Raw genomic sequence first — 20,725 nt, forward strand, 5'->3', positions numbered from 1 at the left:
CAAAAAAATAGAGATGCACCCAATAAAAGTGTCTGAAAAGTGTAAAAACCAAGATTTGTATTAGGGTTGGAAAAACAAAAAATGCAACTGAAAATATGTGTTTTTTGGCGCGGTTTCCAATACATTGATAGAGTAAATAATATGTACAAGGCGGATGACTATGCGTTTCATTATGGGTCGTCGAGTGTTTGTTGCTGGAGCGGCTAGTCTTTTTGCGTTGAGACCAAGTTTTGCACAGCAAGCGACCTATGATGTTATTGTCTATGGAATGACCAGCGGCGGGATTACCGCTGCCATACAGGCAAAAGTCATGGGAAGAACCGTGGCAATTGTTGGCGGCTGGCGTGAACGTCATCCCGGTGGGATGATGTCGGGCGGGCTTGGCGGCACCGATGTCGAGGCCGGCAGCGCCTTCGGCGGTCTGGCGCGCCATGTGATTTCCAGGATCAATCAAGAGGCCCAGGTGGCCGACGACCGGTTCGCCTTCGAGCCCCGGTTTGCCCAGACCGTGTTTGAAAAACTGCTGCGCGAATATGATATTCCGGTGTTTAAAAGCCGTGGTGTGCTGCGGGTCGCCAAGACCGGACCCCGGATCGATGCGATGGAAACGGTTGACCGCCAGGTGTTTAATGGCCGTGTCTTCATCGACGCCAGCTATGAAGGCGACCTGATGGCCGCGTCAGGCGTTTCCTGGACCGTTGGTCGCGAGCCGCAGGACGGCGACAATGTGCTGAACGGGTTTCGCGGAACCCGGACGGATTCCTGGGGAGAAAATCATAATTTCCAGCTGCATCGCCGTTTCGAGCGGGTGATCGGTCAGGTCGGCGTCGATCCTTTCGTCACTGAGGGCGTGGCCGCCAGCGGGCTTTTGCCAGGCATCCGTAATTATCCTTCCCCGGAAGTTGGCGCGGGCGACCGGGCTGTGCAGGCCTATAATTTCCGCATGACCATGACGCGCGATCCGGCCCGCCGGGTGGATCTGCCCTCGACACCCCCGCCGGGCTTCGATCCGACCCGTTACGAATTGCTGTTCCGCTGGATCAAGGCGCTTGGCGAACGCGGCCAGCTCGCGGACGCGGAAAACGCCGTCAAGATGCAGTTTCTTCTGCATAACGATCTTGGCAACGGCATTTTCGACATCAACAATCGCGGTGCGGTCTCTACCGATTACATCGGCGGCTCCTGGGGCTATCCGCAGGCCGATTACGGCATGCGTGAAAAGATCTGGAAAGCCCATGAGCGCTGGACGCGGGGCCTGTTCTACGCGCTGCAACATCACAAGGACGCGCGCATGCCGGGCGCTCTGCGTGATGTGTTCCTTGATTATGGACTGGACGGCCAGCATTATCAGGACCCGCATGAAAACGACGAGGCGCATTGGCCCTATCAGCTCTATGTGCGGGAAGCCCGTCGCATGGTGTCCGACCATCAGATGACCGGCCACGACGTGACCGCTGCCGACGACCAGGAATTGCGCGACAACAACACGATTTCCACTGGTTCCTACAAGCGTGATAGCCACCATACCCAGCGCATCGTCCGTACCACGGTCAACATGCTGGGTACGCCGACGCTCAGTGTCTGGAACGAGGGCAATTTCGAGGCTGAGGCTGGCGGCGCTGACCGCATCTTCACCATTCCGCTGTCGGCCATCGTGCCGCGCCGGGCGGAATGCACCAATCTGATGTCGATCTTCGCGCTCAGCGCGACCCATGAGGCCTTCGGGGCGATCCGCATGGAAATGAGCCTGATGCAAACAGGACAGTCGGCAGGTGCCGCTGCCGCGCTCGTCGCTGTCAGCCGGGCCGATATTCAGGACGTGTCCTATGATGAGCTGATTTCCAGCCTCTACGTCCCACCGGGCGCCAAGCCCTCGGTTCTGCCGCGCGATCCCAACAGCCAGGCGCTGGCTTTCAACCTTCAGAGGTCGTGAGGAAGGCCAGCGAGCCGCTCCATCGATAAAATTCTCTTGACGGCAGCACGATAGAAGCGTTTTTCCCGAAACGCTTTCTTCAAGGCAGGATGCAGCATCCCAGACCTTGGTATGAGGGCCTTGGTATCACGGCCATCTGGCTGGCAGGCGCGAGAAGAGTGTCATGGTTGTTTTGGATGTCCGCCGGATCGGTATTTACCTGTCATCACTGCTATTGGGGTCGATGCTGCTCAATGGGGCAGCAAAGCCTGCTCTTGCCGCTGCGGATGGTTTGATCGAGCCGAAACTGCATATTCATGCCGCCCCGAAAGGGTTGGTGCAGGTGGCGGTGACGCTGGATGCCTGCATGGGCAAGACCGATATGCGTATTCTCTCCACCCTGTTGGATGACAATATCAAGGCGACGATTTTCGTTACCGGTCGTTGGATACGGTCCAATCCGCAGGCCGTTGCCGTGCTGAAATCCAGACCGGACCTGTTCGAGGTGGAAAACCACGGCGAAAACCACATCCCGGCGGTGGATTATCCGACCACCGTCTATGGCATCGCTGCCGCCGGATCGCCGGAAGCTGTTGCCGAGGAAGTGACCGGCGGCGCGGACGCCATGCGGGCCGCAGGATTTTCTCCTCCGCGCTGGTACCGGGATGCCACGGCCAAATATTCCCCCTCCGCCATCGCTGAGATCAAGGCGATGGGCTACCAGATCGGCGGCTTTTCGATCAATGGCGATTCCGGTTCGCTGCTGGGCGCCAAACAGACCGAACAGCAATTTGCCCACGCCAAAAACGGTGACGTGCTGATCGCCCATATCAACCAGCCCACCCACGCGGCTGGTGAAGGTGTGGTTGCCGGTTTAAAGGCACTGAAGGCAAGGGGCGTGGTGTTTGTGCATCTGAGCGAGGCAGGCCCTGTGGAAACGGTCAAAGGCCCGCCAGTCAACTGACATTTATCCGGATATGGACGGCACCGAATTCAAAGTCAGACCAATTCCCCAGGGATCGGTCAGTCGGTGGCCTTCGGTGCCCAGGGTCACCGGAATTTCCAGCACATCCAGCGTCGCCAGGGCCTTTTGCAGCGCTTCTCCATCGTTAAACGTTAGGGAGTAATCGGCAAGCCCGGTCATTGCCGCAAGGCGAGGGCCTGCGCCCCGGCTGTTCCAGATATTGGCGGCAACATGGTGGTGGTACTGGCCGGAACCGAAGAAGCTGGCACCGGGATAGGTGGCCATTTTCTTCAAGCCCAGCACACCTTCATAAAACCGGTCTGCCTCCGGCACATTGCCGACCTGCAAATGCATATGGCCGATGCTGGAGCCTTCGGGCAGGCCGTTCCATGCCTCATCCGTGGCGCTGTCGTAAAGCTCTTGCAGGTTAAGGGGCAGGGTGGCCATGCCGACCGTACCATCGGATTGATAGGTCCATTCCTGCGGGTCGCGGTCGCGGTAGATCTCGATGCCATTGCCTTCCGGGTCGGACAGGTAGATCGCCTCACTGACCAGATGGTCGGAAGCACCGTCCAACTGAACGCCGGAATGGGCGGCATGGCGCAGCCATTGCGCCAGCGCCTGTCGGCTCGGCAAAAGAAAAGCGGTGTGGAACAGCCCGGCTGCCGTGGGCGGCGCCATGGCCGCATCGCTCCGGGTGGTCAGCGTCAGCAGCGGCGTCGTGCCCACCCCCAACACCATGCCGCTGGCTGCGCTCTCCAGCACGGCGAGGCCAATGATCTGTCGGTAGAAGCTGGAGACCATGGCCAGATCGCCAACCACCAGATGCGCCCGTCCGATATGGATCGGGCGGGTCAGGGCAAAGCTTGGGGAATGATGGGCATCCATGACGGCAGGTCCGATAGGTTGGCGCGAGGGCGCTGGGAACGTCTTGCTTCCTAGATAGAGCCTGCCTTTCGTTTCATGTACAGCGCATATACGCGAAAGATCGTTCGATAATGCTGAACAGTGGCGTTGCCATCGTTCAATCCTGACGGATTTCCAAGTTTGATCGGAATCAATGCAAGGGGGGCACAGCGCGCGCAGGTTGTTGTCGGCAAAGCGGTTCAAGACCGAAGACGCTGGCAATAGGAGGATAGAGGTCATGTACAGAAAGATCATTGTTCCCGTGGACATCGCGCAATGGGAAAAAGGCGACAAGATCCTGCGAAAAGCCCAGAGCCTGCTGGATGCTGGCGGCGAGATCGTGTTGTTGACCGTGGTCGAGCACCTGCCATCCTATCTCGCCATCGATATTCCGCATGACATCCTCGATGGAGCGGTGGAGGAGGGGCGCACGAAACTCGCCGCGCTGGCGGCTTCGGTTGGGCCTGGCGTGACGACGCAATTGCGGGTCGGTTCGCCCGCCCATGAGATTCTGGCGGTCGCGGCGGAGCAAAAGGCCGACTTGATCATTATCGCTTCGCATATCCCGGATTTTTCCAACTACCTGATCGGGGCGACTGCCGACCGCGTCGTGCGCCACGCCCGATGCGCGGTACTTGTCGACCGGTAATCGTATCCGGGAGGCGTTTCACATCTTGAGGAGATAAATCATGGACATGGATGGATATAGGCAGACGCTGCTCGGACGGCGGCTGGAACTCTCCAGCCGGTTAGGAAAAATTTCCGGTGACCTTTCGGAGCAGCGCAGCGCCGAAAGCGCCGAGCGTGCTATCGAATCGGAAAATGACGAAGTGTTGGAAAGCCTTGGGCAGGCGGGCGAAAACGAGCTGCGCGGCATCGAGGCGGCATTGGCCCGCATGGAGGCCGGTTCCTATGGACGCTGCGTGACCTGCGATGCGGCAATTGCACCCGAGCGGCTCGCCCTTTTGCCCGCCACGCCCTTTTGCCAGGACTGCGCCCCAGCCTGAACAGACGTGCAGACAGGCGCGGCTCGGCTATTGCAGCAGTGCTGCCACCGTGCCGCCCATCAGCAGCAGAAAGGCAATGACCCAGGAAATCAGCGCGCCGGGACCGCGCTTTTTGGCATCCGCATAATATTCAGCGGCATAGAGCACCCGTGCGCCTGTCCAGCACAGGCCCAGCAACCCGGCCAACTGGTCGGAAAGGTAAAAGCCGAAGAGCCAGAGCGATGGCAGGAAGAACACCAATTGCTCGGCGGTGTTCTGTTGAACCCGGTAAATCCGCTCGAAATTCTCATCGCCTGTCATCTTCGGTGCCTTGACCCCAAATTGCTGGCGCGCCCGGGCGACCTTGATGAAGAACCAGTTATAGGCGATCAGCGCCATGAACGTGGCAAGGACTGTAAAGCGCATGGATGCTTCCTGTCAGGGTGGGAGGACGGCAGTTTCACGACCGGAGCCGGGAACGGTCCGACAGCTTTATCCGCAAACGGTTTAAGCCCGGTTGATGACCGCTCCGGCCTGGGTGTTCGGCGCAGATAGTCCAGGCATCGAAACTGCAATGGTCGATCGAAGAGCGGCAATGGGCGGTCTTGCCAACACGATAGAGTTGACGCATCATGATCACTCCAGGTTGCGGCGTGTGGCCGTCATAGACATAAAATTGACCGGATCGTCAGGCTGATCAGGCTTATATGAAGACGATGAGACAGGCGACATTATCTGGCAATCATTCTCGATTATGCTGTCGGCAGATATTTTAATTTCTTGGGTTGATCATCACGATGGAAGAGTTCCGCTTCGGGCGACACTATGATTTTCACGAATTGCTGGCCGATGGCATTGTGCATGGTGTCGGCGTGGTGTTTGCGCTGGTTGGTGTCACGGCGCTGATTTTCTATGCCACGGTGTTTACCAGCTTTGGCGAGATTGCCGCCAGCTGGATCTATGGCCTTGGCCTGGTATTGGCGCTGGGCTGTTCCTTCACCTACAATATGTGGCCGCGCTCGACCTTCAAGACCTATCTGCGGCGGCTGGATCATTCGGCGATTTTCGTGCTGATCGCCGCAACCTATACACCCTTTCTGGAACGCGGCGCCGATGAACCGGCCATTCTTTGTCTGTTGATCGGCATCTGGCTGACGGCGATAACAGGTATCTTCCTGAAATGCCGCTATCCTGGCCGCTACGACCGATTGGCCATCCTGCTGTATCTGGCCATGGGATGGAGCGGTGTGCTGGCGCTGGAGCCGATTTCTGAGCGGCTGCCACCTGTCACCATGGTGCTGATCTTCATCGGCGGCATTCTTTATTCCGCAGGGGTGATCTTTCACGTCTGGGAGAGACTGCGGTTTCAAAATGCCATCTGGCACGGTTTCGTGGTGGCGGCGGCTGCCGTGCATTATTCCGCCGTGGTCACCGCCATCGGGTCTTGAGGCGGCGCGGCTGTATAGCCGAGAAAGTCAGAGTTGGCGATATCATGTTGGCCTCTCGGAGATCAGCCCTTTCGTCGCGCTTCGGCAATGCGCCAGTCCCTCAGGCGATACCTGAAAAGTCGATCAGTTTCTTCATGCTTATCTCGAGCTTCCTCGGCCCCTTTCGCTGGACGAGGCCGTTTTTTTCCAGCAGCGCAAAAGTGCGTGACACTGCTTCTACCGAGGTCCCAAGATAGTCCGCAATATCGTAGCGCAACATCGGAAGCGATAAGGTCGAGCTTTCACTGTCGAAATAGCGATCGTGTTCCGAACAATCTACTAGAAACGCAGCTAAGCGCTGTGGCAGCTCCAATTGTCCGATTGTGATGGTGTGTCGTTGTGCGGTACGAATTTCGTGGACCGCCTTGACGAAGAAACCCTGCTGAATCCTCGGATGTTCCAGAAGGAATTTCTCCAGCTTGCGGAACGGAAAGCGGTATACGGAGCAGGGTGTTACCGCCTCTGACGAGTTAACGTACAGTCCCTTTTCCGCCAGACCAAAGATATCGCCTGGCCAGTAAAACGCCACTATCTGCCGTTGACCATCCTTCAGCGAGTGACAGGCCTGAACGACTCCCTCGATAAGCAAATAGAGGAAATCTGCGGGTTCACTTTGCGACAATATCTCTAATTTCGCCGTGCGATACTCTATGATTTCTCCCAGTCGCCCAAGTTCGTACTGTTCATCTGGGCTTAGGACGATATGTTCCGCGTTCTCATCTCGCTGCGGCGACCATACAGGCGTTGCTCTGATCTGGAGTGGCGGTCGGCTAGCGGGCGAAGAAAGGCTCATGTGTTACATTCTTGCAAGGAGGAAAATTAGAACTGATTTTTATCACTGTTTAGGAACGTCTAAAGAATAATTTTCGCTGGTACGGCGCTGCATGATCGAACGATTCATTGTGGAAGCCAACACTAACCATTTCCGAAAAAACAATTCCAAAGAGAATAACGCGGGTAGTTTCTTGACGTTTCTTTACATTTTCGGAAGAAGAGCGAAAATTTGCAAAATTCGATACCACATTGCGGAAAATCTCGACGCAAGATCGACCTTTCACTGTGATATCAGCCTTTATCCGAGCTCAGATCCTTTACAACAGCGTCCGCCCATATCGCAAGGACGATGTTTACTCCGCAAAAGCTACATCAAGGCTTGGGCTATTGTTTTTGGTTCAGTCAAATGACTGTCATATGCCAAAGGTTGAATTTGATCCGTTCTTCCATTTCGAGTTGGGGTATTGACCCGTTGTGGAAAGGCCCTTGTCGGGAGCGCCATACGAGGGGTCATTGAAGACGACAAATCCTATTTCCGTGCATGGTTTTCTGCGTTAGGACTGTGCGTATCCTATGTAAGTTTCAGGGCTTCTCATGACCACACAGCACGTCATCCGCGACGCAACCGAAGCGGACCTTGCCGCCATTGTCGAGATTTACAACCACGCCGTCGAGCATACGACCGCCATCTGGAACGAGGCGCTGATTGATGTCGACAATCGCCGTGCCTGGCTGGAACTGCGCCGGGCCAGAGGCTTTCCGGTCCTTGTCGCTGAGGTGGATGGTCGTGTTGCGGGCTATGCGTCCTATGGCGATTGGCGGTCCTTCGATGGCTATCGCCATACGGTTGAGCACTCTGTCTATATCGACAAGGACCATCGTGGCGCAGGGCTTGGCAAGGCGCTGATGCTGGCGTTGATCGAGCGCGCCAAGGCCGGAAATGTGCATGTGATGATCGCCGCCATCGAGGCCGGAAACGCGGCCTCGATTGCCCTGCACGAAAAGCTCGGCTTCCATCTGGTCGGCATACACCGCGAGGTCGGCACCAAATTCGGCCGCTGGCTGGATCTGGCGGCGATGGAACTGATGATTGCGCGTTGACTACTCGATCCTGGCCCGTACCATCTCACCGCGAATGGTAATGGCGGGGTGGGCGCCCGGCGTATTGGGCAGGGCGCTGTCGATATAGGAGGCGGTGGCCTCGACCAGATAGCTGATCGATGTGGGGGTGAGGAAGCGCAGGGTGGCGTCCATCATCCGGCCAGACAGCAGGATGGTTTCGTCCTTGCTGATGGTCTTGAAGAACGCCTGCACCCGCAGCGCCGCGCCTGAAACATCCAGCGTACTGGCATGGCCGTCCAGGGTGAAATCCCCAGCATCGGCCCGCACATTGACGGTGGAAAAATCGCCATCAAGGCCGATGCGGGCGGCCTTCTGGCGGATCAGCACGGCAGATTGAGGGCGCAGATTGGCCTTGAGCTTTATGGTGCAATCCGACCAATCGAAATAGCGCGACATGTCGGCGACATCGACAACCAGTGTATCGTTGTCGATATGCATCCGGCCACTGTCGGAGCAGTCGCGGGCATGCCAGCCAGATTGCCAGAGCGAGCCCCAGCCGTCACGCTCGCCTGTCAGGGTGGCCGTCAGCGGCCTTTCTGGATCGGTGGTTACGGAAATCAGGCTGGCGGCGCCATCGACGCGCAGTTTGGAGATGGCGGACAGGTCAAGTGGCATACCAATCGGCACATCGTGCCGCCATAGCGCCATGGCCCGATCCATGGCGGCGATGCAAACAAGTCCTGCGGCAATGCCAAGTACGATCACACGTTTTTTCATGGGTCTTCACTCCAATGGGTTGCGATGCGCCAATCTTTGCCAAAGGAGGTCGTGCTGCGACCTGAAACACGTTTCGGGTCGTCGCCGATCATGATCGGGGGTATAAGTGCCACTGAAACTCATTACGCACTCGCTCAAAAATCCTTGTTCCATGGTCTTCGCCCCATGATCTTCCTGCCGATTTCCTTTTTCGTCGCCCTGCTGCTTGTGACCCTGTTGATCCGTATGCTGCGGCAGGAGGACGCCCCGGCCTCCGCGAGGCCTTTCCTGCTGCTGCTGGCGGTGATGGCGGTCCAATCGGTTCTGGTCGGCTTGCGCTGGGGCTATGGCATGATGCTGGTCATGCCGGCCATGTCGGTTCTCGGAACGGTCATCCCGCCTTTGAGCTTTCTGGCCTTTCGCAGCCTGACCTCGAGCCGTGCGGATCGGCAGGATCGTGGTTTCTCGCATATTGATTGGCTGCATGCCCTGCCGGCTGTCATCGTGCTGGTGCTGAACGGCGTCGGCGGTGGGCCAATCGATGCCATCATCATCCTCACCTTCCTGGCCTATGGACTGGCGCTGCTCTGGCTGGCGCGGCTGGGGCCGGATGGGCTGACGGCCTCGCGTCTGGACGGGGCGCTTCGGTCCTACCGTGCCCTGCAATGCATGGCAGCCTCGCTGCTGGCCTCGGCGGTTGCCGATGTCGTCATCAGCCTCGATTTTGCCTTTGGCGGTGGCCGTCATGCGGCAACTATTGTTTCGGCTTTCATGACCATGATCCTTCTGGCACTTGGCTTTGCTGCATCACTGGCCGAAAGTGGCGCTTCTTCAGATGAGGAAGACCCTTCAGTTGACAATGGGCGCGAAGAGGAGCGGGCTGGCGACAAGCCGGTGCCGAGACCCGCGAGCGAGGAGGACGCGCGGATTGCCAGCGCGCTGGCGGCGATGATGGTGGAAAAACAGCTCTACAAGGATGTGGACCTTAACCTTGGCCGGCTGGCGCGTCGCCTGGGCCTTCCCGCCAGATCCGTGTCGAATGCCGTCAACCGGGTGCATGGCATGAGTGTTTCGCAGTATGTCAATAATCACCGCGTAACAGAGGCCTGCCAACTGCTGCGACAGAGCGATGAGCCGATTACCAGCATCGTCTTTGAGGCCGGTTTTATGACCAAGTCCAATTTCAATCGAGAGTTTCTGCGGGTCACGGGACAAAGTCCCAGTGCCTGGCGACGGCAGGAGACGATTGCATAAGAGTGTGTATAGTCGCGCTAGAGTTTGTCAGGGAAAAGTGGAAACCGGTTTTCTCGACAAGACAAACGAAAACAAAAGCCTCTAGGCAAAGCCAACCAAAGGCTATTCGCCGGGATCGGGCTGATATCAGCAATCACAAAGCAAAATTCCGCAAGCCTTATGAGGCCCACGGAATTGAGGTCTGACTATCGAATGGCATGAATACCAATTCGAAGATGCTCACGCATCTTCGAGACTTGGTATTACTTGGCGCGGCGGCGGCGCTGCCCCAGGCCCATTTCCTTGGCGAGGCGCGAGCGGGCTTCCGCATAGGCGGGCGCAACCATCGGGTAATCGACGGGAAGATCCCACTTTTCGCGATACTCTTCCGGGCTCAATGTGTGATGGGTCATCAAGTGACGCTTCAGCGACTTGAACGAGCCACCACATTCCAGGCAGATGATCTGATCGCCCTGAATCGACTTGCGAACGGCGACGGCAGGCTTCTGCTTTTCGACCACGGATACCACTGGCACCGGTGAGGATGTATTGGACAATGCAGTATGCACATCCGAAATCAGGTGGCTGATGTCCCCGATTGGTACAACATGGTTGCTGACATACGCTGCAACGATATCTGCCGTCAGTTCGACCAGAAGATCGTTTCCTGACGATCCAAATGCCGTTTCACTCATTTTTTTCTCCTGTCATATGTCTGCCTGACGGTTCGTTTGCCACCCACCGCCGACACTGAATTCAAACCAGTTCGACTGGTTTGCGTGATACCCCCACATAAAATCCACTGCCAGCCAGCCAGGATGGCAGTGTTATATTAGATATTTACGCCATTAACCCAAAACTAGTCTCCAAATTCATTGTCCGCCTTTGGTCTACAACCCGGGCGGTTGTATCGGCTAAATACATGCTGCTTTTGAACTAGATCGAAATTGAAAACGGTTCAGTGATCCAAATAGTCCTTTTAATGAATTATCAACATCGGGAAAAATGTCCAGTTCCTATTTATCCTAATTCTTGTGCGTGAAAGAATGTAGATCAGATCAAATATGAATGGCACTCTGCTCTTATGATACTTTTAGAACGGTCTCATTCATAATTTGTTAACTAAGTCCTTCTTGCCGTTGCCAATACCGTTGCTCATTTCATCGAGTACGGTCGCCTGGGCCAGAGGGTATCCGACATGCCGCGCAGCTTTTGCCAGCAGATGGGCAGAGACCGGCGCTGTCAGTACAAAGAAGAAAAACCCGCAAAAGGCCCGTGCAAAAACCGACAAATCTGCGGAATTGACGCCAATTGCCAGTAACAGCAGGCCCGATCCCACCGTTCCGGCCTTGGAGGCTGCATGCATGCGGGTGAACAGGTCCGGCAAGCGGTTAAGACCGATTGCAGCAATCACCGCAAAAAAAGAACCGCCCAGAATCAATACAGATGTTAAAATCGCAGCCGCCATTTCCATTAATCTGTTTCCTTTTGGGACATGTGCTTATTTGTACCACTCCGCTTGCGCCTGCGCTCCATTCGAGACTTTTCCACAGCTAATTGTTCGGCTGCCGCCCGAATTGCCGGCTCGGTTTCCGGTGTTTCGCCAATCACGCCCCGCACAAGGATGAATCGCGCAAAGGCAATGGTTGTCAGAAACCCGACCAGGCCGAGTGAAATAGCGATATCCATGTAGAGCACATAGCCCGACTTGATCGCGAAGACGGCAATAAAGCCGATGACGATGCCGACCAGCATGTCCAGCGCGATCACCCGGTCGGGCAGGGTCGGGCCACGCATCACCCGGTAGACGGTCAGGAGAAAGGCGATGGCCAGCAACAGCAGCCCGCCATTGCAGGCATGGTGGACGAGGAGTTGCGCGGCTGTCATGTCTGAAGGTGTCATTGGAACGCCTCGCGGATCTTGCGCTCGAATCCCTCGGCAATGTCGCGCCGGGCCGCATCCGGATCGCTGCAATCGAGCGCATGGACATAGAGGATCTTTCGGTCCTCAGATACATCCACCGACAGGGTGCCGGGCGTCAGCGTGATGAGATTGGCCAGCAGGGTGATTTCGAAATCGCGCTCGACGCTGAGCGGAAAGGCAAAAATGCCGGGCTTGATATCGAGCCCTGGCGAAAGCACCATGATCGTTACCTTCCAGGCGGATTTGGCCAGTTCGCTGAGAAACAGCAGCAGCAGGGACAGGATGCGCCACGTTCTGTTGAGATAGGAGACGCCACCGATCTGCTCCCGCAGCAACCCGACCACCGCCAGCGACAGCACGAAGCCAAACAGAAGATTATGCAGGCTGGCGCTGCCGGTGACCGCCACCCAGATGATGGCCATCAGCAGGTTGAGGATCAACAGCCTCATGGGCGCGCCTCCGTGGGAAAGACCGAGGTGATATAGGCCGATGGATCGACAAGCCCGACTGCGGCGTCCTGCGAGAGTGCAATCAGCTTTTCAGGAAACAGCCCGAACCAGACGATGAAACCGGCCAGCAGCACGATCGGGGCAAGGGCTGAGAGCGTTGGCGCGGTAAGGATCTCTGGTCCGGCCTGGTTGGTGTTCCCCTCTGATTCGCCCTTGGCTGGCTGGGTGCGCCAGAAGGCCAGCAGGAAGACCCGGGCCAGCGCAATCGTGGTCAGGAAGCCGGACAACAGGATTGCGCCAGCCATCCACCAGGCGCCGATATCCAGTGCCGCCTTCAGCAGCATGACCTTTGGCCAGAATCCGGAAAACGGCGGCAGGCCACTTGCAGCGAAAAACAGCGCCAGCGCCAGAAAGGAAAAGCCCGGTGCTGCTTTATAGAGACCGGACATGTCTTGTAATGCAAAACTACCAGTCATCCGCCCGGCCTGGCCTACCACCAGATACAACGCCGCCATCAGCATGATTGAGTGCATGGCATAGAAGATCGTTGCGCTGATGCCCTGTACGGCGCCAATGGCGATACCGGCCAGCATGATGCCGATGCCGGAAATGACGATAAAGCCCATCAGCCGGCGGATGTCAGACTGGCCGAGGGCACCTACGGCACCCAGAATCATGGTGGCGGCGGCAATCACCCCCAGCACCAGGCTCAGCGCCTCGCGCTCAATCGGAAACAGCATCACCACGACCCGCAGCAGGCTGTAAATGCCGACCTTGGTCAGCAGGGCGGCAAACAGCGCCGACACCACGATGCGTGGCGTGTGATAGGAGGCAGGCAACCAGAAATTCAGCGGAAAGGCAGCGGCTTTCATGGCAAAGGCCAGGGCAAACAGCGTGGTCAGCGTCATCAGCGGGGCGGTATCGCGCAAACCATCGGCCTTGCGGGCGATATCGGCCATGTTGAGCGTGCCGAAACTGGCATAGAGAAAACCGATGGTGATCAGAAACAGCGTGGTGGCGATCAGGTTGAGCACCGCATATTTCAGTGCCCCGTCGATCTGTTCGCGCTCGGAGCCGAGGATCAGCATGCCGAAAGACGAGATCAGCAGCACTTCGAACCAGACATAGAGGTTGAAGATATCGCCTGTCAGAAAGGCGCCGGACACCCCGGCCATCAGCACCAGAAGAAACGGATAGAAACCATAGCGGCGACCGGAGGTATTGACATCCGTCAGTCCATAGACGCCGCAGGCCAAGGCGACGATGGCAGACGCCAGGGCAAACAGCGCCCCGACGATATCGACAGTGAAGGCAATGCCGAAGGGCGGCATCCAGCGGCCCATCATCACCGTCAGCGGGCCATTCTGCACCACCTGAACCAGCAGTGCCAGATCGATCAGTACCAGCAGCACCAGGGTGGGAAGGGCAATCATCGGCTGAAGGCGGGTGCGATCACGCAGCATCAAGGCCACGGCCCCACCGGCGAGACACAGGGCCACCGGCAGGATCGGCAGCCACTGCGCAGGCGTGGTCGGCGCCTGCACATAAGCGGCGGCCAGGGCGGCATTTAGAGCCTCGGCATTGGTGGTTGAAACGGCCATGCGGTTGTTTTGGTCTTTCGGTTTAAAGCATTGGTGTTGCTGGGAAATCCTCAGTACTCAAGCGGCGGCAAGGGCGGATTTGTCGGTTCGGCCAACCGCATGTCGTCGGTATCGTCGGTATCGAGGTCCTGGTAGGCGCGGTAGGACAGCACCAGCAGGAAGGCGAAGAACGAGAAGGAAATCACGATGGCCGTCAGGATCAATGCCTGCGGTAGCGGATTGGCGGCGGCCATGCTCAGGACCTCCTCACCCTTCATCATGATTGGCGGCACTTCGCGGGTCAGGCGTCCGGCGGTAAACAGGCCGAGATTGACGGCATTGCCGAGCAATACGATGCCGAGCAGCACCCGCACGATATGGCGTGACATGATCAGGTAAAAGGCGGTCGTGGCAAACAGGCCGACCAGCAGGGAAAAAATTGCTTCCATCAGTCATTCTCCCTTTCGCCCAGCGCCAGCGCAATCGAGGTGATCGCCCCGACCACCACCAGATAGACGCCTATATCGAAGCTGGTGACGGTGGCGACCGGCACATCGACGCCGAAGATATGCGGGGTGATCCACAGCCCGGTCATGAACGGCACACCGACAAAGGCCGAGACAAAGCCGGACAGGCAGGCCATCAGCAGGCCGAAGCCCGCCACCGACAGCGGATGGACATAAAGGGCGCGGCGCACGGCCTGCACGCCGAAGGCCATGGCGTAGATGGCAAAGCCGGAGGCGGCAATCAACCCGCCGATAAAGCCGCCGCCCGGCTCGTTATGACCGCGCAGCAATACGAAAACCGAAAACAGCAGCATCAGCGCAGTAACGACGGGAGCAACGGTGCGAAAGATCAAGCTGTTCATGAGCGCTCTCCCACCTCATGGCTTTCATGCCCCACCCCGGACGGCGAAGCCGTTGGCTTGGGCGCGCGCAGCCGGATCAGCGCCAGAATGGCAAGCCCGGTGATCATCACCACGGCAATTTCGCCCATGGTATCGACGCCGCGGAAGTCGACGATGATAACGTTCACCACATTGGCCCCATGGGCGATGACCTTGGAATAGCTGTTGAAGAATTCCGTCAGGGTCGGGTCGAAGGGGATTTGCGTCACCTTCAGCAGCATCAGCGTCAGGCCGGTCCCGGCGGCAAGCGCCACCGTGCCGTCCAGCAGGATCTGGGGTAGGGGCCGATGATCGGCGGGATGCAGTTTCAGCCGCGTCATCACCAGCGCCAGGATCACCACCGAAAGCGTCTCGATCATGAACTGAGTAAAGGACAGGTCCGGCGCGCCAAACAGCAGGAAGATCACCGAGATCGCAAAGCCCTGGATGCCGAGCGCGACGATGGCATCCAGCCGGTTGGCAGCCCGCAATACGCCGTAAAGACCGGCCACCGCGATCAGCAGGAAAGCAGCTTCATGCAACTCGATCCGCTCCGGCAGCACCGGCCAGGACGGCGCCTCGCCAAACAGCATCATCGGCACCAGGAAAGCTGCGGCAATGGCGATCAGCGTCACCGTGACATAGACATCCAGCCGCCCGCCATGCAGCACATTGGTGATGCGGAAGCAGAGCCGCACCAATCCGGCCATCAGGTGGTCGAAGCCCTGATCGGGGCCGGGACCGAGCGTCTCCAACAGGCTCGCCACCAGATTGCGCAGCCTGTCGAGCAGCATGAACAGCACCAGGCCGATGGCGATGGTCAAAAGCGACAGGGCAAGCGGCACGCCGATATGCGGGATAAGGCCGATGGAGACCGTCACCGTTCTGCCGGTGACAGCGCTAACCATTGGCGATGAAATCGCCTGGTGAAACAGTCCGGAAAACACCGCAGCCCCCAGTCCGGTCAAGGCCAGCCCCAACGGCCCCAGCCACAGCAAAGCGGGGCCGTCATGGGCGGGTTTCTGGCTGGTCGCCACGCGCCCCAGAAACGGTTTGAAGGCCAGCGCCAACCCGACGACCATCATCAGCGCATTGCCGATCACGGCGATGGCGGTAAACAGCAGGGCGCGAAGATTGCCCCCTGCCAGCGCCTCATAGATTTCTTCCTTGGCGAGAAAGCCGAACAGCGGCGGCAGTCCGGCCATGGACAGCCCGGCCAGCAGCGCTGTGGCAAAAGTAATAGGCATGGCCCGCGCCAACCCGCCAAGTCTGGTCAGGTCGCGGCTGCCCGCTTCGTGGTCGAGAACACCGGCCACCATGAACAGCGCGCCTTTAAATAGCGAATGGGCGACCAGATAAAGCACGGCTGCCGACAGCGCGTGCGGTGAGCCGAAGCCGGTCAGCATCACCATCAACCCGAGCGAGGCGACTGTGGTATAGGCCAGCATCAGCTTCAGATCGGTCTGGCGCACGGCGACGACGGAACCGACGATCAGCGTGACGCCGCCAAAAAACGGCAGCAATATTTCCCAGGCCGGTGTGGAGCCCAGCACCGGCTGCAAGCGCATCAGCAGGTAGACCCCGGCTTTGACCATGGTGGCCGAGTGCAGATAGGCCGAGACGGGTGTCGGCGCTTCCATGGCGTTGGGCAGCCAGACATGGAAGGGAAATTGCGCCGATTTGGTAAACGCCCCACCCAGAACCAGCAGCAGGATCGCCAGGTAGAAGGGGCTGGCGGTGACCATATTGTTGCTATGCATCAGCATCGACAATTGCGTGACGCCCGACACGTTCCACAGCAGGATCAAACCGGCCAGCAGCAAAAGGCCGCCGCCGCCGGTGATCACCAGCGCTTGCAGCGCGGCACGGCGCGCAGCCGGGCGTTCATGGTTGAAACCGATCAGCAGGAAGGAGGTGATTGAGGTCAGTTCCCAATAGATGAACAGCATCAGGAAACTGTCTGACATCACCACGCCCAGCATGGCGCCCATGAACAACAGCAGGAAGGACAGAAACCGGCCCTGCTGCGGATGACCCTTCATATAGCCGCCGGCATAGAGCACGATCAGCGTGCCGATGCCGGTAATCAGCAGCGCGAAAGTGAGGGACAATCCGTCGAGAAACCAGGAAAAGCTGACATTGTAGCTCGGCACCCAGGCATAGCCGCCCGTCACTTCCTCGCCATTGGCGATTTCCGGCAGGAAGCCGAGGAAATGCACGAAGGATAATAGCGGCAGAAGCGCCAGAACCCAGGCCGCCCGGCTTCCAAGCCGCCGTACCAGCCAGGGCGCCAGACAGGCACCCAGAAATGGCAGGACCAAAGCCAGCAGCGTCATACCGGCGGCATCAGCGATCATCTTGTCTCCTGTTGTCTGCGACCGACGAGCAGCCTCCCGGTTTGTGCGGCGCTGATTCTGTCCTGATTTGGCCCGTTTCTGCCTGATTTGGCGGTTGCCTGGCGAATATAAGGATTTCAACCGGAACGACCACCCCAAATCGGCGTCGTCAGTCTTCTACCCGATCTGGAAGGTGCTCACGCATTCATGGCGTGAGGACCTTGCAAAACGTTCCCATTCAATTGAGGCTCGAGATATTCACAAATACGACAGGATGAACCATCGTTGGAAAAGCTGGCGACACGTACTGTGGTTTGGCTCGCCCTTGTCTGATTGTCGCCTGTCTGATCGTCGCCTGTCTGACTTGGTCGTCCGACTTGCAGCACCGGGACAAAACACTATCTATAGGGTCAACTCCGAACAGGATAGCGAAACGAGGAGGTCTCATGAGCGAGGACAGCATCGACAGCCGTGAAAAGCCCGCAGCAGCGCGCAGCGAGGCCGAGTGGCGTGAACAATTGACGCCGGACCAATATCGGATCCTGCGCGAACACGGCACGGAGCGGGCCTTTACCGGTCCTTACTGGGATAATTTCGAGCCGGGCCTTTACCGCTGCGCCGGGTGCGACACGCCGCTATTTTACTCCGATACCAAATTCGATGCAGGTTGCGGCTGGCCGAGCTATTTCGAGCCAGTCAAGCCTGACGCCGTCACCGAACATCGCGATACGGCTTATGGCATGGTGCGCACCGAAATCCGCTGCGCCACTTGCGGTGGTCACCTTGGCCATGTGTTTCCCGATGGTCCCAAGCCGACCGGCCTGCGCTATTGCATCAATGGTCATTCCATGGTGTTCGAGCAAAAGCCCTGAGACAATTCGTTGCGAGATGAATGTCATGTCGCATAAGCGCATTGCGTTCGAGCAAAAGCGCCTATGCAAGATACCGATGTTTGATCGTGCCGCGTATCAACAGTATGCGCGGCACGTGTGCATATTGGACTTGTTTCCATAAAATCCCCCTGAATTAGCTGGGGCAAACTCACAGTGGCGTGGAAAATAATCCTGAATGTTCCTGTGGGTTTCAATAAAAATACCAATTAAAACAATCAATCGAATTTTTGGAGTGTGAAAGAACGTTCACAGTGATTGCAGATGTTGATATGAATAAAATCCTATCAAGGGAGACGTTATCATGTCAGCAATGCCGCTTGAACATCCTGTCCCGGTCAAAGCCTCCAGCCGGGTTCTGTGCCATTCCGTTGCCAGGGTTACGGAGGAAATATTTGTGGTTTTTCAGAGCCCGGGTCTCATAAATGCCGGGCGCCGCCGTCAGCGCTGCCATATCCGCCAGATCGCCATGTATCTCTGCCATGTGGTGCTGAGCCTGCCACAGCAGGAAATCGCCCGCGCTTTCGGCTATGACCGAAGCACGGTATCCCATGCCTGCCATGTCATTGAGGATCGGCGCGAAAATGCCGCCCTCGACCAGTTTCTCGGCGTTTTGGAACGGGTCGTCGCGGTGCTGTCGACGGTGGCCAAGGATGGGCGCGATGCGTAAGCCCACAGCTCATTCGCCGCAAAATCCGGCATCCGCCATCAAGCCGCTGCTGCGGCTGTTGCGGCTGGCAAGCCGCGGTGTGTTGTTGGAGCCAGCCGGTCCCGGCGAAACCGCGCTGCTGCGGCCCCAGGATGGCGTACTGCTGGGCCGCGTACCCGATGCGCTGTTGCACAAGGCGCTGGCGGATGGTCTGGTTCGGCGCAAAGGCAATGCGCTCGCCGCGACCGGCGAGGCGGAAAGCTTCCTCAAACGAGCCATGGCCGAGCGTGAAGACGAGATCTTTGCAGGCCAGCATGGGGAGAGGGCGACCGAGACCCTGGTGGAGTCGGATGGCAGCCGCTCCACCGTCCGGCGCAATCTTGATGACCAGCCTTTTTCGACGGTGGCCCGGCTGCGGGACCGGACTGGCAAGCCCTATCTGCCACCGGAAGCGGTTGCCGCCGGGGAGCGGCTGGCAGCGGATTTCGAGCGCGGTCATTTACAGCCACGCATCACCGCATCCTTTGAGCCGCGCCTGGCGCAAAAGCACAAAGGCGCCCGGCCATCCGGGCCGGATCTGACCGACAGCGCGCTTGCCGCACGGCTGCGGGTCGGTGAGGCACTGACGGCTTTAGGGCCGGAGTTGTCAGGCGTCGCTCTTGATATCTGCTGTTTTGCCAAGGGTCTTGAAGCCGTAGAGCGAGAGCGCCAATGGCCGGCCCGCTCGGCCAAACTGATGTTGCGGACAGCACTTCTGGCGCTGGCCCGTCACTATACACCACCACCGGCAAGGACAGCGTCCGGCCTTCGCCATTGGGGGCAAAGCGATTATCGTCCGCCTATCTCAAGGCCTTAAACACTTGAGATAGCCGGAATTTGTTCAAAGCCAGGATGCCTCAACATCTCCATGGCTTATCAAGCGGCTCCGCCACCGGGCTTATTAAGCGGCTCCGCCGCCGGGCAGATCGAGTTGATTGATGAACTGATCAGCGAAGTAGCTGAGGTTGCCATCATAGTTCTTCAACTGGGCCAGCAGGTCTTCATCCGACATGTCGGTATCGCTGTCATCGCTGCTGTCGGTGGATGACGATGCGGTGGCGCTATCGGTGTCCTCTGTCGAGGAGGTCGACGACGTGGAGGTCTGCGTCGAGCTAGCGCCCGTCGAAGCGCCGGCGGACGGCACTGCGAACACCTGCGACAGGAGATCGTCTTCAACAGTGGCGGCATCCGTGCCCGATGCGCTGGCTGTGGTCGATTGCGACTCAGTGCTTGTCGATGTCGATGAACCGGCGGTGACCTCTTCGTCTTTTTCCTCGTCCGAGCTGGTGCTGCTGGCAGCTGTTGCCGAGGTCAGCTGGGACAGCCAAGCCTCGAACGACGCGGACGGATCGGTCGACACGCTGCCGCTTGTGTCGCTCTCATCCGTCTCCTCGGTGCTATCGCTACCGAAGAGCGCGTTGAGCAGTGTATCATCGCTACTGCTGCCGCTGCTGCTGCCGCCCGACAGAGAATCGAACAGACCACCGCTGCCGCTGCTGGATTTTTGCTTTGATGAACTCGATGTATAGGTAGATTGCGATGCATTGCTGCTAGAAACTTGCATGGACCTCTCTCCGTGTGCGACCGTGCCATTCTGCGTCTGTCCTGAAACCGGGTCTGGTCGATGGCCGGTTACGCAACCACTGAAAATGCGACCGCCTCACTTTGGCCGGAGATAATTGCCGGCGCTGGGCGCATGATCGGTGAAGATATGATCAGTCAAGACTGGAAACGCCTGCTGCAAAAAGCCGTATCCTGGACCGGTGGCATTCCAAAATGCAGCGCAGCGGGCGTTAGCCCCGTCGCATTCATGACGGCGTCATGCCGTGCAAGTGAATAGCTATAACTTATAACCTGTTGCCTTGCGCCAAGCTGATCATTCGCATCTCTGCG

23 protein-coding genes are annotated in these 20,725 nt (G+C 58.1%); 10 read left to right on the plus strand and 13 right to left on the minus strand.

Features of this window, described 5'->3' with window-relative positions; all coding sequences use genetic code 11:
- Positions 1 to 160 precede the first annotated feature (160 nt).
- Together AVI_RS05005 and AVI_RS05010 are read left to right on the plus strand one after the other, a co-directional pair.
- Positions 161 to 1,933, plus strand: coding sequence for an FAD-dependent oxidoreductase (locus AVI_RS05005; protein WP_187152377.1), 1,773 nt, complete (start codon positions 161 to 163; stop codon positions 1,931 to 1,933).
- A 163-nt stretch (positions 1,934 to 2,096) separates the two neighbouring features.
- Positions 2,097 to 2,876 (plus strand): polysaccharide deacetylase family protein, encoded by a 780-nt coding sequence (locus tag AVI_RS05010; protein ID WP_015915324.1) that lies wholly within the window; start codon positions 2,097 to 2,099, stop codon positions 2,874 to 2,876.
- 3 nt (positions 2,877 to 2,879) lie between these two features.
- Here AVI_RS05010 and AVI_RS05015 read toward each other — a convergent pair whose 3' ends face one another.
- The gene (locus AVI_RS05015) at positions 2,880 to 3,764 is read right to left on the minus strand and encodes a VOC family protein (RefSeq protein ID WP_015915325.1); all 885 of its coding nucleotides are present in this window, start codon (positions 3,762 to 3,764) and stop codon (positions 2,880 to 2,882) included.
- Between the two features lie 256 nt (positions 3,765 to 4,020).
- Between AVI_RS05015 and AVI_RS05020 the strand changes: the two genes are divergently transcribed.
- Both AVI_RS05020 and AVI_RS05025 read left to right on the plus strand, forming a co-directional pair.
- Positions 4,021 to 4,431, plus strand: coding sequence for a universal stress protein (locus AVI_RS05020; protein ID WP_015915326.1), 411 nt, complete (start codon positions 4,021 to 4,023; stop codon positions 4,429 to 4,431).
- Positions 4,432 to 4,471: 40 nt separating this feature from the next.
- Entirely contained in the window at positions 4,472 to 4,789 is a 318-nt protein-coding gene (locus AVI_RS05025) for a TraR/DksA family transcriptional regulator (protein ID WP_015915327.1), read from the plus strand.
- A gap of 27 nt (positions 4,790 to 4,816) precedes the next feature.
- Here AVI_RS05025 and AVI_RS05030 read toward each other — a convergent pair whose 3' ends face one another.
- Positions 4,817 to 5,194, minus strand: coding sequence for an MAPEG family protein (locus AVI_RS05030; RefSeq protein WP_015915328.1), 378 nt, complete (start codon positions 5,192 to 5,194; stop codon positions 4,817 to 4,819).
- Between the two features lie 371 nt (positions 5,195 to 5,565).
- Between AVI_RS05030 and trhA the strand changes: the two genes are divergently transcribed.
- On the plus strand, positions 5,566 to 6,216 hold the full coding sequence (gene trhA, locus AVI_RS05035; RefSeq protein ID WP_015915329.1) for a PAQR family membrane homeostasis protein TrhA: 651 nt from the start codon (positions 5,566 to 5,568) through the stop codon (positions 6,214 to 6,216).
- Between the two features lie 100 nt (positions 6,217 to 6,316).
- Here trhA and AVI_RS05040 read toward each other — a convergent pair whose 3' ends face one another.
- Positions 6,317 to 7,048: a Crp/Fnr family transcriptional regulator gene (locus AVI_RS05040; protein WP_015915330.1), complete on the minus strand. Its 732-nt coding sequence runs from the start codon at positions 7,046 to 7,048 to the stop codon at positions 6,317 to 6,319.
- Positions 7,049 to 7,623: 575 nt separating this feature from the next.
- On the opposite strand from AVI_RS05040, the gene AVI_RS05045 reads away from it, so the two are divergent.
- Entirely contained in the window at positions 7,624 to 8,130 is a 507-nt protein-coding gene (locus AVI_RS05045) for a GNAT family N-acetyltransferase (protein WP_015915331.1), read from the plus strand.
- On the opposite strand, the gene AVI_RS05050 is transcribed toward AVI_RS05045, so the two are convergent.
- Positions 8,131 to 8,868 (minus strand): hypothetical protein, encoded by a 738-nt coding sequence (locus tag AVI_RS05050; protein WP_015915332.1) that lies wholly within the window; start codon positions 8,866 to 8,868, stop codon positions 8,131 to 8,133. It lies immediately after the preceding gene.
- Positions 8,869 to 8,958: 90 nt separating this feature from the next.
- Between AVI_RS05050 and AVI_RS05055 the strand changes: the two genes are divergently transcribed.
- Positions 8,959 to 10,101, plus strand: coding sequence for an AraC family transcriptional regulator (locus tag AVI_RS05055; protein ID WP_015915333.1), 1,143 nt, complete (start codon positions 8,959 to 8,961; stop codon positions 10,099 to 10,101).
- 242 nt (positions 10,102 to 10,343) lie between these two features.
- Here AVI_RS05055 and AVI_RS05060 read toward each other — a convergent pair whose 3' ends face one another.
- The 8 genes from AVI_RS05060 to AVI_RS05095 all read right to left on the minus strand — a co-directional run bounded on the left by AVI_RS05060 (position 10,344) and on the right by AVI_RS05095 (position 17,275).
- Positions 10,344 to 10,775 (minus strand): Ros/MucR family transcriptional regulator, encoded by a 432-nt coding sequence (locus AVI_RS05060; protein WP_015915334.1) that lies wholly within the window; start codon positions 10,773 to 10,775, stop codon positions 10,344 to 10,346.
- Between the two features lie 413 nt (positions 10,776 to 11,188).
- Entirely contained in the window at positions 11,189 to 11,554 is a 366-nt protein-coding gene (gene mnhG / locus AVI_RS05065) for a monovalent cation/H(+) antiporter subunit G (protein ID WP_015915335.1), read from the minus strand.
- Positions 11,554 to 11,982: a cation:proton antiporter gene (locus AVI_RS05070; protein WP_234895302.1), complete on the minus strand. Its 429-nt coding sequence runs from the start codon at positions 11,980 to 11,982 to the stop codon at positions 11,554 to 11,556. The genes mnhG and AVI_RS05070 overlap by 1 nt, the downstream gene beginning before the upstream one ends.
- Positions 11,979 to 12,452, minus strand: a complete 474-nt coding sequence (locus tag AVI_RS05075) for a Na+/H+ antiporter subunit E (RefSeq protein ID WP_015915337.1) — start codon at positions 12,450 to 12,452, stop codon at positions 11,979 to 11,981. The genes AVI_RS05070 and AVI_RS05075 overlap by 4 nt, the downstream gene beginning before the upstream one ends.
- The gene (locus AVI_RS05080) at positions 12,449 to 14,053 is read right to left on the minus strand and encodes a Na+/H+ antiporter subunit D (RefSeq protein WP_015915338.1); all 1,605 of its coding nucleotides are present in this window, start codon (positions 14,051 to 14,053) and stop codon (positions 12,449 to 12,451) included. Before AVI_RS05080 ends, AVI_RS05075 begins: the two co-directional genes overlap by 4 nt.
- Positions 14,054 to 14,103: 50 nt before the next feature.
- The gene (locus tag AVI_RS05085; RefSeq protein ID WP_015915339.1) at positions 14,104 to 14,481 is read right to left on the minus strand and encodes a Na+/H+ antiporter subunit C; all 378 of its coding nucleotides are present in this window, start codon (positions 14,479 to 14,481) and stop codon (positions 14,104 to 14,106) included.
- Positions 14,481 to 14,900, minus strand: a complete 420-nt coding sequence (locus AVI_RS05090; protein WP_015915340.1) for a Na+/H+ antiporter subunit B — start codon at positions 14,898 to 14,900, stop codon at positions 14,481 to 14,483. The genes AVI_RS05085 and AVI_RS05090 overlap by 1 nt, the downstream gene beginning before the upstream one ends.
- Entirely contained in the window at positions 14,897 to 17,275 is a 2,379-nt protein-coding gene (locus tag AVI_RS05095) for a putative monovalent cation/H+ antiporter subunit A (protein WP_015915341.1), read from the minus strand. The genes AVI_RS05090 and AVI_RS05095 overlap by 4 nt, the downstream gene beginning before the upstream one ends.
- Before the next feature lie 425 nt (positions 17,276 to 17,700).
- Between AVI_RS05095 and msrB the strand changes: the two genes are divergently transcribed.
- The 3 genes from msrB to AVI_RS05110 all read left to right on the plus strand — a co-directional run bounded on the left by msrB (position 17,701) and on the right by AVI_RS05110 (position 19,649).
- Complete coding sequence (msrB, locus tag AVI_RS05100) at positions 17,701 to 18,126, plus strand: peptide-methionine (R)-S-oxide reductase MsrB (protein ID WP_015915342.1); 426 nt, start codon at positions 17,701 to 17,703, stop codon at positions 18,124 to 18,126.
- A gap of 322 nt (positions 18,127 to 18,448) precedes the next feature.
- Entirely contained in the window at positions 18,449 to 18,814 is a 366-nt protein-coding gene (locus tag AVI_RS28975; RefSeq protein WP_015915343.1) for a helix-turn-helix domain-containing protein, read from the plus strand.
- Positions 18,807 to 19,649 carry a DUF6456 domain-containing protein gene (locus AVI_RS05110; RefSeq protein WP_041697707.1) on the plus strand — a complete coding sequence of 281 codons (843 nt, stop codon included), beginning with the start codon at positions 18,807 to 18,809 and terminating at the stop codon, positions 19,647 to 19,649. Before AVI_RS28975 ends, AVI_RS05110 begins: the two co-directional genes overlap by 8 nt.
- A gap of 84 nt (positions 19,650 to 19,733) precedes the next feature.
- Here AVI_RS05110 and AVI_RS05115 read toward each other — a convergent pair whose 3' ends face one another.
- A complete protein-coding gene (locus tag AVI_RS05115) occupies positions 19,734 to 20,396 on the minus strand; it encodes a hypothetical protein (RefSeq protein ID WP_015915345.1) in 663 nt (220 codons plus the stop codon).
- Positions 20,397 to 20,725: the final 329 nt, after the last annotated feature.

The sequence above is a fragment of the Allorhizobium ampelinum S4 genome, from assembly GCF_000016285.1.
In the GTDB taxonomy this organism is placed as follows: domain Bacteria; phylum Pseudomonadota; class Alphaproteobacteria; order Rhizobiales; family Rhizobiaceae; genus Allorhizobium; species Allorhizobium ampelinum.